Genomic DNA, 15,504 nt, shown 5'->3' with positions numbered 1-15,504 from the left:
AGCACTATAAAGAGACAATTTTACTAGAATGCAATGCCGAATGGATTCAGTATGGCTCTTAGTCAAGCACATGTTTTGGTGAAGAGCCAAAAATAGAATAGTATTTATTTTTTAGTTTTGAAATTTCTGACAAAAAAATTAAGTTTAATTGGAAAATAACGTATTGTTATGCACTATAATAGTGTTTATGCATTTTTTTATACAAGAAAGAATCTATGTTTTTAATAATCCAAACTGTATAAAAATTTAAAATAATGTTGGGTTGAGTCAATTTTTCATTTTCTTTATACTGTGAAAGTAATTAATCGAGAGGAGAAAACATCATGAGCAAAGAAGTTACAATTATTGGGGTGCCTATGGATTTTGGTCAAACTAGAAGAGGGGTTGACATGGGACCAAGTGCTATTAGATATGCTGGGTTAACAGACAGACTTGAGGGCCTTGGCTATTCGGTTTATGACGAAGGGGATTTGAATATCAAAATAGTAAATGAAAATGAAGAAACAGAAATAACGACAAACTTAAAAAATTTAAAAACTGTAGCCGATGCTAATGACAAGCTTGGTCAAAAAGTAGATCATGTTATTTCCTCAAACCGCTTTCCGTTAGTTTTAGGAGGGGATCATAGTATTGCTATTGGAACATTAGCGGGTGTTGCAAAGCATTATGAAAATTTAGGTGTCATTTGGTACGATGCCCATGGCGATCTAAACACAGGTGAAACCTCTCCTTCGGGCAATATACATGGAATGTCTTTGGCTGTAAGCTTAGGTCTTGGTCATCCTGCACTCACTAATATTGGAGGTTATGCTCCAAAAGTAAAGCCTGAAAATGTTGTGATTATTGGTGCACGGGACTTAGATCCAGGAGAAAAGCAGCTTATTAAAGAACAAGGTATAAAAGTATATACCATGCATGAGATCGATCGATTAGGTATGACAACCGTTATGTCAGAAACGATTGAATATTTAAAGGAACGTACAGACGGCGTCCATTTATCTCTAGATTTAGATGGACTTGATCCAAACGATGCACCAGGTGTTGGGACACCAGTTGCAGGTGGTATTAGTTATCGTGAAAGCCATTTAGCTATGGAAATGCTATCAGAGGCAAATATCATTACCTCAGTAGAGTTTGTAGAAACAAACCCAGTATTAGATAAATATAATAAAACGGCTATCGCTGCTGTAGCTTTAATCAGCTCTTTATTCGGCGATACATTACTTTAAGTCATGGATAAGGACAATAAATTATCTTAGAAAGGAAGAACTTTTCTTAAAATATGAGGTCGCCACAACCAAATGAAAGAAAATAGCTCTCCCTAGATTAAGTTTACAATAGAAAAGGCAATCGCTCTAGCTAATCACTAGCATTTATTTTGTCAGAATATTGACAGTTCATAAAATATATTAAATTGATAGCCTATCTATTACTAAAATTTCTAATAGTTATCATATTACACTTAAAAAAGAAAGTGCTTACAAGATAATTTGCGTAAGGAGTTTTTTATGGCAGCAGAACAATATGAATTAAAGAGAAGTATGAAAGCAAGACATTTATTTATGATCTCACTAGGAGGATGTATTGGAACTGGTTTCTTTCTTGGGTCAGGCTACACAATTAATCAAGCTGGACCAACTGGTGCCATACTTTCTTATTTAGTAGGCGGAATTGTCATGTATTTAACAATGCTATGTTTAGGCGAATTGTCTGTTGCTATGCCAGTATCAGGTTCATTCCAAACATACACGACGAAATTTATAGGTCCTGCAACTGGTTTTGCTGTAGGTTGGTTGTACTGGTTAGGCTGGGCAGTAACTGTTGCACTCGAATTTTTAGGGGCTGGACAACTTATGCAGAGGTGGTTCCCAGAATCACCAGTATGGATGTGGTGCCTGTTATTTGCCGCACTGCTCTTTGTCTTGAATGGTTTATCAGCAAAAGCGTTTGGTGAAGCAGAATTTGTCTTCTCAAGCATTAAAATACTGGCGATCATTATGTTTCTTGCGGTTGGTGGGGCGGCTATGTTCGGCCTGATCGATATGAAAGATGGAACAGCTGCACCATTGCTTTCTCATTTTTATGAGGGAGGTCTTTTTCCAAATGGTGTATCAGCCTTACTAATTACCATGATTACTGTGAATTTTTCATTCCAGGGTACTGAATTAATTGGTATTGCTGCGGGGGAGAGTGAAAATCCTGAAAAGACAATCCCTAAATCGATTAAACAAACAGTTTGGCGGACACTTTTCTTCTTCGTATTATCTGTCGTTATACTTGCAGGTATGATACCTATGGAAAAAGCAGGTGTTGTTGAAAGTCCATTTGTTGTTGTGCTAGATAGTATAGGAATTCCATATGCAGCAGATATCATGAATTTTGTTATTCTAACAGCATTATTATCTGTTGCTAACTCTGGACTTTATGCAGCAACACGTATGCTATTCTCCCTTTCTGTCGAAAAGATGGCAAGTCCCATTTTAGGAAAGGTGAATAAAAGAGGGATTCCTATGAATGCATTACTGATTACACTTGCTGTGGCTGGTTTGTCATTGCTATCAAGCGTATTCGCTGCAAAAACAGTATTTGTATGGCTTCTTTCCCTAGCAGGCTTAGGCGCACAGATTGGTTGGATTGCCATTACTGCTTCCCAAATTGCATTTAGAAGATCCTATATACGTCAAGGTGGAAAAGTGGAGGATTTAAAATTCAAAGCCCCACTTTATCCACTCGTCCCAATTTTAGGTTTAGCAGCAAACTGTATTGTCATGGCAAGCTTGGCATTTGATCCATCTCAACGATTAGCTTTATATTGTGGAGGAGCATTCTTTATCGGCTGTTATATTGTTTATTATGTAAAAGTAAAGAAAGTTACAAATTTAAAAATAAACCAACAAGAAGTGCAGTTGAAATTAGAACAAAAAATGTATCTATAAGCAAATAGAGTCAATAAATGCCTTAAGTGAGATAACTACAAAATTGCAGTCATTCCACAAGTAAAAAAAGACATCATAAGCTGAAAATCTAGCTTATGATGTCATATTCCATATTATTTAATTGTATCTAAAACCTTTTTTGAAACATAAAATTCTGTACCGTTATAAACATTGATTGTATCAAATGTATATGTTTTAGACGTATTCATTGAAGCGTCTTTATACACTATACTATTTTTGTTTACTGGAATGGTAATGGTAACATCAGCTTTTTGGGCAATAAACGTAGGATTTTCTTTATCTGCTACATCAACTTTTGTTGTGAAGCCTTTTTCTGTAAATGCTTTTGTTGCAGGTATATATAATTCCTCTGTTAGCTTATCTAACTCAAAGCCCATAAACTTTGCCATTGCATGCGCTAAATCAGTATTTTCGACAAGGCCAGTTATTTTAGAGGGGCCAAAGGAGTATAAGAATACATCCTCACCAGTATGTCCACCGGTTGTATAGCCAATATTGGCACGATTTGCAAGCATTTTGACCATTTCACTGCCTAAGTCTTTAGCAGATTTTAATGTAGTAAGCTCTTCCTCTGTTAAATTATCCAGTCCATAAAGTGCAGCAACTTCTGCTAAGTTTGATTGATCTTCTTTTAATTGCCCTAATGCACCTTCAATCGTCATTGTAGCTTTCTTTAAAGGATCAATGTAGGCAGAAACAGGAATGCTTGAATAAGTACTTGTTGTATTGATATTCCCCATTGTAATACCGCTATTGCCATGGTCTGTAACGGCAACCACCAATGTATTTCCATCCTCTTTCGCAAAATCAATTGCTTCTTTCACTGCATCATCAAACGATAAAATATCACTAATGATCCCAATAGTATCGTTTGCGTGAGCTGCCCAGTCCACCTTACTTCCTTCTACAAATAAGAAGAAGCCATCCTCATCCTTTTTCAGCGTATTAATCGCTTTTTCTGTCATTTCAGCAAGCGTTGGCTCAGATGCTCTTGTTTTGGCACGATCAAAATCGTAGGCAAGGGCACTTGGCGCAAAGCTACCCCAAATTTTTGATGCTTGACTGTTCAGTAGTTCATCCCGCGTTTTGACAAGTGCATAATTTTTTTCCTTAAGGACATTCAATAAATCCTCGCCATCTTTACGCGCATTTTTTGTTGCTCCAGGTGATAAAGATTCTAAGCCACCACCTAACACAACATCAATATTTTGGTAGACTTGCTGTTCAGCGATATCACCATATTGGCTTCTATTATTAACATGAGCTGAGAAGCCTGCTGGTGTAGCATGCTGGATTTCGGAGGTAGAAATTAATCCTGTGGCCTTACCTTGCTGTTTAGCGCCTTCCAAAACATTCGCCACTGGTCTAAATGCATCCTCTTTGGCAACTTGCTCTAATCCAGGTGAATTAACAACAGATGGCAATACACCAATAAATTTATCATTTGACTTATGTCCAGTTGCTAAAGCTGTAGCTGCAGGAGCGGAATCTGTGATAGCTGACTCAGCAGAGTACGTACGCATGGCACCTGTTAAAATTTCATCTATTGCCAAGCTTTCTCCCTTATACCAACGCGAAAGAGTAATAGCATTATTACTACTACCATCCATCACAAGCATAATAACATTTGTTGGTTTTTTTACTTCTTCTGCCTGTACTTGTGGTGTAGCGATACTAACTGTTGATAAGGTAAGAGCACTTGCTAAAAGCCAAGAAGTCCATTTTTTAGAATATTTCATGATTTTCCTCCTTTAGATGAGTTCAATGGTAAGTTTAAAGGAAGGTTGTAAAGTCATAATTAAATAGATGTTAATAATTTATGGTAATATTGTTAACTGATATCCTTGAAAGGATGAATTTATAGGCGAAATAGATATTTAAAAGGATAATAATAGTAGGTCAAACTGGTTCAGAAAAAACAGATTATCCGACACTTTTTTGTTTATTTTAAAAAAAGAAAAAGTCCATAAGTAAAGAATATAAGTTATTTCAGAAGGGGAGCGTTTAAAATAAATCGATATTTCTTCCTGATTCTTAATCATTCCAAAGGGGACCACTGTCATAAGGGTGGAAAAGTGCGTCCATCGTTTTAAGAAGCGTCTAATTTATTCTTTAATTCAATTCAATACTACACCGCTCTTTAACATGATGCATGAAAACTCAATTTTATTTATTTTGATCCACGTTCATATTTTTCTAGCTGGTTATTTATTTACCATTGCTTTTATCTATATCGATCCAACTTCTCATCAGCAATCTTATATCTTCCGTTCCATCGTTTTATTAGTAGCATTAACAGCTCATTCAATATTATCCAAATATATTTATGCTCATCCTCCTAATCATGTATCTTCCGAACAGGCAGAACTTGGAGCAATGATAATGTATTATGGTGGAGATGCAATTGAAATTGGACTCGTTTATTTACTATTTTACTAATGGTTTAAAAAAACAAGAGGTTCTTTATCTACAAAGGTCGTACCATCTAGCTAACTCTTTCCTGTATCTTATGATTAGATATAAAAAAGATCCCTAACAACAGATCTGTTTTAAAGAGTTTGTTAGGGATTCTTCTGCATGCTATGCTTTATATGCGCGTGCTACATAATAGGCAATGGAGCCACTACCTGAGTTACAACGGATACTTAATTTGATGCCATCTTTTTCAGTTTCCCACAATTGCTTATTTTTCTTTGTAGTAGTTTCAGCGGCTTTTTTGGCACTTTCATCTATAGCACAATAACAATTATTATAATGATAAAGAGATGTTAAAGGACATTCTACACCAAAAGATAATTTAGTATCTGTACTGCCATATCGCATCGTAAAACCGTATTGTGTTCCATATAAAGATTTTTCTGCTTTTTGGGATGCTATTAATCCACCAACAGGATATTTCGCTATCCCAGGAATCTCAATGCCCTCTGGTATCGTTTCTGTCATAAGTGCTGGTACACCACGCACATTATGGTCTTGTTCAAATACGAGTGGCTTGTCTAATTCATTTATTAACAATACAATTGCATTTGCAGGTTTTTCCATGAAGTAGATAATTGGGATTAGGATAGATACAATAACAAGGGCTACAACCGCAACAACTATTCCTACTGTTGCAGCCGTAACACCGGCTAATGCAGCAACAGCTTCTACCGCACCTACAGCCAATTTTGCCACAACTGTTGATGTAGATAATAACCCAATTCCTAATACACCAGAAAGAAGCATTTGTGCAGTTACAAGGCCCGCCTCATCATTTTCCATTCCTTTTAATCGCTCAAGACCATCAATAATGACATGAAGCTGCTTTTTAATCGTATCTCCAGTAGCATTAACAAGAATCTCATACGTCTCTTTTTTCAAAGGAAATGGTGCTGTATAATCGCTTGCATTCAGCTCCAAGATATCCTTCCCTAAAACCTTTGCTAACTCCAGCTTTCTTTCTTCAATGAATGCTGCTTGGAGTTGATTAATTTCCTCCTGTGATGTAGCCTTCTCTAGTTTTGTCGCATAATCTGGAAACAAAGAACAGAACCCCTGTTTTAATTTAAGATCAATATCAATTGTAGTTTGCATAGAAAAAATCTCCTCCAATTTATTAATAGTTTTGCTATAGCTAAACACTCGAGTTATATATATCCTAGCAATCCTAATAGATGTTAAATACTGAGGAATGTTAACATTTATACAAAAAAATACCTTATTTCTATTTTAATAGCATAGACCAACCTAAAAACAGAGAAGATAATAAGAATTGACTATGTGCAACCAGAACATAATAATATTGAAAATTATTTACATAAATATGAAATATACTATTAATGATTAAATTGATTTGCTTATGGTATTTATGGATAAATATTTATGCATCTTTTCTCTAACCCAACATGGAAGCCCCAGTTGTACCCATTAGTTTTCATAAAACTGTCTCTTTTTATAAAAAAAGTCTTATTATAGACTGGTTTTAACCGCTTAGACTACTTATAAGGAGATGAAATACTAATGGAACCAGCAATTCGAATGTCAAATAGATCCTGTACAGATGAAAGAAAAATCAATAATTTTTTAGCAAGTGCTCAAACGGCCTTTCTTGGGCTAGTTGACGATAACATGCCATATGTTATTCCATTAAATTTTGTATGTAAGGATGGGATTTTTTATTTTCATGGAGCAAATGAAGGAAGGAAAATAAACATTATGAATAGCAATACGAATGCATGTATTACAATTAGTGAAAACTATGGCACTATGGTAGACCCAACGCCTGCCGAAACGGATACAGCCTACATGAGTGTTATTGCAAATGGTAAAGTAGAATTTGTCACTGATTTAGATGAAGCAACTGCTGCCATGCAAAGTATGCTAGATAAATATGTACCAGATTATTATAAAGCGCCTTTATCAAAAACTCATATTGATAAATACCAATCATCCTTAGGCAGTAAAACAGTTATTTTTAAAATAAAACCACTAAATTTGACCGCAAAGGAAAATCTGTTAACTGAACAACTAAAATTTTATCCAGGAAGATTCGTTACACAGGATTTGAGGTAATTACTTTAAAGTCTATAAAGAAGACTAGAAAATTGGTAAATAACCAACTACTTAGTAACGTTCAGATGAAATGAACTTAAATATAAGACAAAAATGCCTTTCGTTGAAAATAGGTAATGATCCTACAAACCAATGTGGAGGTGTTTTTTTATGAAAAAACCTTACTTTCATAAATCATTACATAAAATTTTAAAAATTTAACCTAATTTTAAACTTTATCGTGTATAGTTTTTTCAGTTGAAAATAAAAAGTTCAACGATAAGAAAAAATTAATAACAGGTGAGGATGGTTCTAGAAACAAGTTAATCCAAGAGTTCTATAGGAAGGGAGCTTTACTTTAATACTTTAACAAGAAATCAAATATTGAAGAATAAAGGATTGTGATGAATTATTTGAAGAAATTTCAGCAATGGGGCGTAATTATTTTATTATTTGCATTTTGTTCATTAATACCACCTGGTAGTGAAAGTGTTAAAGCTGCTGATGCAATGGAAACAGCTATCGTAGATCAGGAACAACCGCTACAAAGTGGTAATATTTGGGTTAATGCCGAACTTCCAAAAAGTCAGTCATTTATGCCTGCATATTCGGGGTATCTTAGCAAGATTGACATTAATATATTCGATTATAGGGGTTCACCTGGAGCCCTTAAAATAGAAATTTACGACGAAGGAAATATGTCCGTACCTATTGCTTCAGCAACAAGACCTGATATTAGTAGCGGGTGGTTATCCGTTGATTTCAGCAACAATAAACCCTATCTGAAAAAGAATATGAGTTATCGAATGATAATTTCTACTGAAAACGGTGGAATTAATGGCTTTGGTTGGTATGGCAAGTCAGGTAATCCCTATCCAAGAGGTTCTGCTTTTGATGACTATGATTTTTCATTTAGAACGTACATGATTCCAGATTATTCGCTATCTCCAGCAGAGAGTCAAATATCTGTAAGTAGTTCTACTCTTGTAGCAGATGGAGTAAGCCAAGCAATAGTGACGGTAAAGTTAAAAGATGCTCAGGGGACTGATATGACAACTGGTGGAGAGTCGGTCACTATTTCATCTACACAGGGGACAGTTAGTGCTGTCACAGATAATAATAATGGCACCTATACAGCAACTTTAACTGCCTCGACAACTACTGGCACTGGTACAATTAGTGGAACTGTTGGCGGTAAAGCGATAGCAGGAACAGCCAGCGTGCAATTCGTTCCAGGTTCACCGTCAACAGAAAAGAGTACAGTCGGAGTTAACATTGGTTCTCTTTTTGCAGATGGAATAAGTCAGGCAACAATTACCGTGAAATTGAAGGATGCTCAGAACAATGAGATCAAGGCTGGAGGAGCAGCAGTAGCTATTTCCTCAACACTAGGAACGGTTGGGAATGTAGTCGACCATAATAGTGGTACCTATACAGCGACCTTAACTGCCCCAATAACAGTAGGTACGGCGACAATTAGTGCAAGTGTTGGAGGTAATCCAATAACTGCAACAGCCAGTGTACAATTAAATCCTAAACCAGCCCAATCGGTTACTGCTACAGTAGCAACATCAACACCAATAGTCGGTATGGATAATAGCATCACGCTATCTGTCAAGAATGCATTAGGTGATAAAGACACTACATTTAATGGTATAAAAAACGTGACAATTAGCGGCTATAAACAGGCTCCGAATGGGTTCATAGGTAGCTTTAATGGTCAAATATTGACTTCAATGAGTGAGATAGTTGCGCTAAATTTCACAAATGGTGAAGCAACATCAAGCTTAAAACTGAATGCAGCGTTGGCTCAAACAATTGAATTAGCAGTATCAGGTGTTGACACTGCTACAACAAATTCGCTAATAATTACGCCAATAGCAGGAAATGCAACAGTGATGAAGTTGACAACAGATATTATTCCTCCATCCGTTAATGGAGGAGCATTTGGGCAACAGCCTGTATTGACCCTTTATGATGGCTATGGAAACGTAAGTGTGAACGACAATACAAACGTCGTTACAGTGACCAAGAAAGATGTTGGAGCATGGACATTGACTGGGACCCTAACGGCTACAGCAAATGCTGGAATCATCAGCTTTTCTAATTTAGGTGCCATGAATGCAGCTAAAGTGACAGGAGCGCAGTTGGCTTTTGATGCACCAGGGTTAGCACAGTTAACAAGCACAGCCGTTACACTTATTCCTAAACAATATACCGTTGGATTTGATACAAAGGGTGGTAATTCCATAGCAGACCTTTCCATTACTCATGGAGATAAATTGATTGCACCCACAGAACCAATCAAAACAGGATATACGTTTGTAGATTGGTATAAGAATGCTGGATTTACAACAAAGTGGGACTTTGCCACAGATGTAATCATGGCTGATACAATGCTCTATGCCAAATGGACAGTGAATAGTTATGGCGTAACATTTAACACAAACGGCGGTTCAGTCGTAGCATCTGACTCAGTAATCTATAATGAAAAAGTGACAAAGCCAACAGTACCAAGTAAGGCAGGGTATACATTTGCAGGCTGGTTTAAGGAAAGTGCCCTTACAACCGAGTGGGACTTTGCGATAGATGTAATCACGGCTGATACAACGCTCTATGCTAAATGGACAGTGAATAGTTATGGCGTAACATTTAACACAAACGGAGGTTCAGTCGTAGCGTCCGACTCAGTAATCTATAATGAAAAAGTGACAAAGCCAACAGCACCGAGTAAGGCAGGGTATACATTTGCAGGCTGGTTTAAGGAAAGTGCCCTTGCAACCGAATGGGACTTTGCCACAGATGAAATCACAGCGAATACAACGCTCTATGCCAAATGGACAGTGAATAGTTATGACGTGGCATTTAACACAAACGGCGGTTCAGTCGTAGCGTCCGACTCAGTAATCTATAATGAAAAAGTGACAAAGCCAACAGCACCAAGTAAGGCAGGGCATACATTTGCAGGCTGGTTTAAGGAAAGTGCCCTTGCAACCGAGTGGGACTTTGCCACAGATGTAATCATGGCTGATACAATGCTCTATGCCAAATGGACAGTGAATAGTTATGGCGTAACATTTAACACAAACGGCGGTTCAGTCGTAGCATCTGACTCAGTAATCTATAATGAAAAAGTGACAAAGCCAACAGTACCAAGTAAGGCAGGGTATACATTTGCAGGCTGGTTTAAGGAAAGTGCCCTTGCAACCGAGTGGGACTTTGCGACAGATGTAATCACAGCGGAAACAACGCTCTATGCTAAATGGACAGTGAATAGTTACAGTGTGACATTTAACACAAATGGTGGTTCAGCAGTAGCATCAGAATCCATAGTATATAAGGAAAAAGTGACCAAACCAAAAGCACCGACTAAGGCAGGGTATACTTTTATGGGGTGGTACAAGAATGCAACTTTCACAACAGAATGGAATTTTACAAATGATGTGGTAACAGAGGATATAACACTCTATGCCAAATGGACGGTAAATTCAACTGGTGAATATCCATCAATACCGACAACTCCAACAGTACCAGTAAATCCAGTTCCGACGCCGACTGAACCGTCAATACCAGAAAATTCAACCCCCTCACCTGAGGAACATCCAGATAGTGAGCCAACTGAGCAGGAACCTGAACAGCAGCAATATGTGTTCTCAGATGTACCGAAATCACATTGGGCGTGGGAGATGATTCAAGATATGGCGAGGCGAGGGGTTATTACAGGTTATCCTGATCAATCATTTCGACCTAATGAATTTATCAAACGCCAGCATATTGCCATTATGCTAACACGAGCTTTTGAGCTAGAACCATCCCGTGAGGCTACCTCTTTTTCAGATGTTCTGCCTAGTCATCCTTATTATGAGGCGATTACAAAGCTGCAACGGGCAGGCATTATTGATGGCTCGAACGGAGCATTTCATCCAGATGAATGGTTGACTCGTGCCCAAATGGCAAAAATTCTGGTGGCGGTACTTCAACTGCCATCAGGTGATACGAGCTCATTCAAAGATGTAAGTATAGACCATTGGAGTTATGCCAATATAGCTGCCTTAGAACAACAAGGTATTGCCTTAGGTTCGAATGGTTATTTTAAACCTAATGATCCTGTCACACGTGCTCAATTTGTGGCTTTGATGTACCGAGCTCTTAATCAATAATGAGCTATTTTAGAGGGAATCTTTAACAAATATTTTAAACAGGAATGTTTCAATAAAACTATAAATGGGTGTCTAAAAGCGGAACTATCGCTTTCAGACACCCCTATCTGTTCTTTACGTCATCTTATTTTTAAATTTGTCCTTGAAATGGGTGCCACTTACTCCAACAAAGTTTTCATGGTGAGAAGTGTGAGCCATCCACATGACTTCATTCGATTTCTAGTCCATACATAACTTTTTTATTATTTGAAGTAGTATACCAAATAATTTTATTGTTTTTTACAATCGGTTGGACGGTAGATAGCTCCATATCAACTGCTGAGTGAATTGAAGATGTTGTTTTTCCTTGTCCATTCACATAGAGGTATTTTAAGCTACCAATCTTATCATCTAAATATTCTTGCCATAGTACAACAAATTTATCATCTGTTATTTTTACAATTGTAGGCGTTGTTGTATACCAGGCTGTGTTTTCATAATTAGCAATCGTTGTTTCTATAATAGCAGCATCATTCGTGTTTGAAAAATCCTTTGGAATGCCGTATAGGTAAATGTTACGTGTAACTGTTTCATTGCGATAGTATTGTTTATTTTGGTTGACAGAGTTAAAGGCAGCTAAATAATGCGTAGGGGATTGTTCGAAGCCCCCTATAGATACACCGGTTACATTGTCACCTACACCTCCAGAAATAGGAAAAAATTCTTTCTTTGAGTATCTATTCTTTTTATTACTAGATGCGTCTATTAATTTATGAAGAACGAGGCTACGCGGATAAGCATCACCATGATCTAAATATACAGGTGCTTCACCATCCATTAACACATATTGATCAAAGGAGTGACTAACATGATTCCCTTGAAACTCTCCTAATGTATTAATTATTTCCATTGAACTTGTATTAATTTCGAATGTTAATTGAGATTGATGATTTAAGCCATCGCTTGATTTATAACGTTCACGTGATGAATGGAATGCGAGTGTGTTACCTTGTTCTGCTATTCTTCCTCCCGATGAAGCGTCAAAGGGTATTACGGTAATAATCTCATCTCCTTTAACCGATGTTGCAGCAATTCGGTTAAAGTTCTTATCATACTTGACGATGCGAATAACCTCTATATTTTCTTCATTCGGGTTATTTTGACCATAGGCAATATAATTATAGGTTTCACCGCTATAAAAAGCGCCGAAAAGAGGTAATTCTAACGCTAACGTTTTTTCGGAAAGCTTTTTAGTTTGACTGTCGTATGTAGTAATTTTAATATTTTTATCTACTTCTAACGTTGAGAAGGTATTATCGTTGTTATCGAAAATATAATCTTTGATAGAAGCAGCCCAATTTCCATGTACGCTTGGTTTTAAAGTGTTTTTAGAAGTATCTACATATTCAAATGGAAACTTTTGAGTCTGTGCTATGATTTTTTCGGCACGTACGATAAAGGCAGCCATTTGTCCACGTGTCACATAGGAGCTACCATCAAACGTTGTCTCCGTTTTTCCCTTTGTTACACCATTTTCATATAGCGCAGCAATCGATTCTCGATAATTTTCATGCACATCTGTGAACGGCAGATGTGCACTATTCATTGCCTTTAAATTCATCGCATTGGCCAAAATTTTCGCTAGGTGATTGCGCTGTACGTTATCTTCAGGCTTAAATGTGCCATCCCCAAAACCATCAATAATATTTGCCTCTTTTAAAGCGGCAATCGCACCGTAATATTGATGTGTTTTGGGAATATCCTTGAAATTTGGATTTTGGACATTAATCGTATCTAGCTTCAGCACACCCGCAAGTATTTTCGCAGCTTGTCCACGTGTTAAATTTTTTTCTGGTTTAAATGTTCCATCTGCATAGCCGCCAATAATCCCTCGTTCTTGAAGATCTTTTACGGCATCATAAAATTGATGATCTGAAGGTACATCTGACATCGCATTTGTAGTTTCGATTGGAATGACAATCGATGCAACGATAGCCGATGCAGTTGTCACTTTAAAAAATAGTGAGTAATTATGTTTTTTGCTCAAATGCAAAACCTCCTTGGTGATATCACACATATATTTAACGAAAATTATACAAATTCTACCTGATTTATTTCCCTATGTAGTATTTCTTTCACATCAATATCCATTAAAAAGAGCACAAAGAAACTAGCGTATGAATTAACACGATTCAGCAAAACTAGCTTCCAAAATACGAAAAGTGCATATAATCACGGCTCGTACTCCAAGCGTCTCCGCCCCAAGAGAATCCATGTTTTCTGAACGCCCTAACTACATCCCCATCTTCTGTAATTGAATATATGTTCTCGTAAGGTTTCCAAAAACTACCTGAAAGAATCTTGGTCACGTTGCCATTCTTATCAATCTCACAATGCATATTCTCACTTGCATTGATGTCAAGGGCTGTCCCATTCCTATGCTCGGAATTGACGTTGGTGCGCCAAGAGTATGCGCCTACGTCCTTAATCGGAAATTTCTCTGGTCCATTGAAGATCTCTTGGAAAATCGCCTTGTAGGTTTTAGCCAAGTTCTTATGTACAGTCAGCGTTGCTTTTCCTTGGGCCTTGTCGCCCTTTGTAGTGACCTTCCAAACCGGAACCGTAATCTGGGTCATGTTTGCCTCGGCAGCTTCTTTCGTTTCGAAGCCGGGCTCCTTATCCTCCCAAACAAGTTGCGTTTTTTCTTCCCACTTCTGCATGTCGCGAATCATTGATTCGGATAGCGTATCTTTAAGTTCAGGTTGTTTCACATAACGCTCCAACACTACAACAAGTTGTGCCCTCGTCAATTTGTCTGTTATTCCGAAATTATCAAGTGTTTGTCCTTTTTCTAGATTTTTCCCTACCATAAACTTGTTAGCATACATAAATTCTACAGCTTGTTCTAACGTGACGGATTTTCCGTATATGTATGATACTAATGCTCGTGCCAACTGACCACGTGTGACATGTTGTGAAGCAAATGTTACATTGGTTGTAGAACCTCTCGTGACCATGCCTAAATCCTTGGCTAGCTTATACTCAGTAAACGCAAAATTTTTGTCTAAATTGGCTTTCGATGTATTTGCCTTTTCTCTTTTAAAACTGTCTGGTTCCTGATATTTTAATATAATCGTCAGCATTTGGTATTCTGTTACATAACCTTGAGGATCTAACCAGTTGCCCACGCCTTTTTTCGGGTCAGATGGATGTTTTTGATTTTGATAGCCTGAAATAATTCCTTCGTCTATTGCCCATCTCATGGCTGGCGCCCAGCTTGCATTGATATCAAAATCTTTGTAAGAAGTAAGGTCCGCTGCTGCCAATCGCGTCATTGCATTTGTTGCTGACTCTGCTCCTCGCTCTTCCGCATTAACAACTGTTCCCACCTGCAACAAGGAACCTACCATCATAGAAGTAATTAATATCTTTCCTATTTTTCTCTTTTTACACACTTAAACTCTCTCCTTTAATTTCTTGGACAGCTCATTACATCTATCAGAATAGTAATTTTGTTATTCAAATTCCTCCATCATTTTCTAAAATATACATTCATATTACCTTTTTACTATCCTATTTGTAAACACACTATCCTTTTTATTACATTAGTAGTGATTATATATTCTTTTATTTCATTATCGTATTGACTAAAAATATTTTTAGACACGAGGTGTTTAGTGACACAATAATCATTTCCATAGTCATCTTTCATTTTCTGTGGGGAAATGCTGATTTTTGTGCTTCATGAATGGCTAACGGAGTAATTTAGCTTAACAAGCTAAATTCATAGTGTTGAAAAACTAAATGGTCAAGGGACTCTTTGTGAACACTACTAAGTCAAATGAAGGTGATTTCCGTTCCAGGCTACTCGCTTTGCC

9 protein-coding genes are annotated in these 15,504 nt (G+C 37.2%); 5 read left to right on the top strand and 4 right to left on the bottom strand.

The genetic code is table 11. The features are described 5' to 3' along the window. Window positions 1-323: 323 nt before the first annotated feature. Window positions 324-1,229, top strand: coding sequence for an arginase (gene rocF, locus ACQKIM_RS26470; RefSeq protein WP_427549628.1), 906 nt, complete (start codon window positions 324-326; stop codon window positions 1,227-1,229). 279 nt (window positions 1,230-1,508) lie between these two features. Next, on the top strand, window positions 1,509-2,936 hold the full coding sequence (locus tag ACQKIM_RS26465) for an amino acid permease (protein ID WP_427549625.1): 1,428 nt from the start codon (window positions 1,509-1,511) through the stop codon (window positions 2,934-2,936). A 113-nt stretch (window positions 2,937-3,049) separates the two neighbouring features. Here ACQKIM_RS26465 and ACQKIM_RS26460 read toward each other — a convergent pair whose 3' ends face one another. Further along, complete coding sequence (locus ACQKIM_RS26460; RefSeq protein WP_427549623.1) at window positions 3,050-4,696, bottom strand: alkaline phosphatase; 1,647 nt, start codon at window positions 4,694-4,696, stop codon at window positions 3,050-3,052. Between the two features lie 328 nt (window positions 4,697-5,024). Between ACQKIM_RS26460 and ACQKIM_RS26455 the strand changes: the two genes are divergently transcribed. Next, entirely contained in the window at window positions 5,025-5,396 is a 372-nt protein-coding gene (locus tag ACQKIM_RS26455; RefSeq protein WP_427549620.1) for a cytochrome c oxidase assembly protein, read from the top strand. Window positions 5,397-5,537: 141 nt separating this feature from the next. Here the strand turns inward: ACQKIM_RS26455 and ACQKIM_RS26450 are convergent, their stop codons facing one another. Then, on the bottom strand, window positions 5,538-6,530 hold the full coding sequence (locus ACQKIM_RS26450) for a hypothetical protein (protein WP_427549617.1): 993 nt from the start codon (window positions 6,528-6,530) through the stop codon (window positions 5,538-5,540). 426 nt (window positions 6,531-6,956) lie between these two features. Here ACQKIM_RS26450 and ACQKIM_RS26445 point away from each other — a divergent pair, with 426 nt between their 5' ends. Next, entirely contained in the window at window positions 6,957-7,508 is a 552-nt protein-coding gene (locus tag ACQKIM_RS26445) for a pyridoxamine 5'-phosphate oxidase family protein (protein ID WP_427549614.1), read from the top strand. A 392-nt stretch (window positions 7,509-7,900) separates the two neighbouring features. Further along, window positions 7,901-11,647 carry an InlB B-repeat-containing protein gene (locus ACQKIM_RS26440; RefSeq protein WP_427549611.1) on the top strand — a complete coding sequence of 1,249 codons (3,747 nt, stop codon included), beginning with the start codon at window positions 7,901-7,903 and terminating at the stop codon, window positions 11,645-11,647. Window positions 11,648-11,855: 208 nt separating this feature from the next. On the opposite strand, the gene ACQKIM_RS26435 is transcribed toward ACQKIM_RS26440, so the two are convergent. Further along, the gene (locus ACQKIM_RS26435; RefSeq protein WP_427549609.1) at window positions 11,856-13,673 is read right to left on the bottom strand and encodes an S-layer homology domain-containing protein; all 1,818 of its coding nucleotides are present in this window, start codon (window positions 13,671-13,673) and stop codon (window positions 11,856-11,858) included. Between the two features lie 154 nt (window positions 13,674-13,827). Continuing rightward, window positions 13,828-15,081 (bottom strand): M15 family metallopeptidase, encoded by a 1,254-nt coding sequence (locus ACQKIM_RS26430; RefSeq protein WP_427549606.1) that lies wholly within the window; start codon window positions 15,079-15,081, stop codon window positions 13,828-13,830. Window positions 15,082-15,504 lie beyond the last annotated feature (423 nt).

The sequence above is a fragment of the Lysinibacillus sp. NPDC047702 genome, assembly GCF_050272555.1.
In the GTDB taxonomy this organism is placed as follows: Bacteria; Bacillota; Bacilli; order Bacillales_A; family Planococcaceae; genus Lysinibacillus.
The sequence above is the reverse complement of the archived record's forward strand: the minus strand, read 5'-3'. Positions and strand labels throughout refer to the sequence as shown.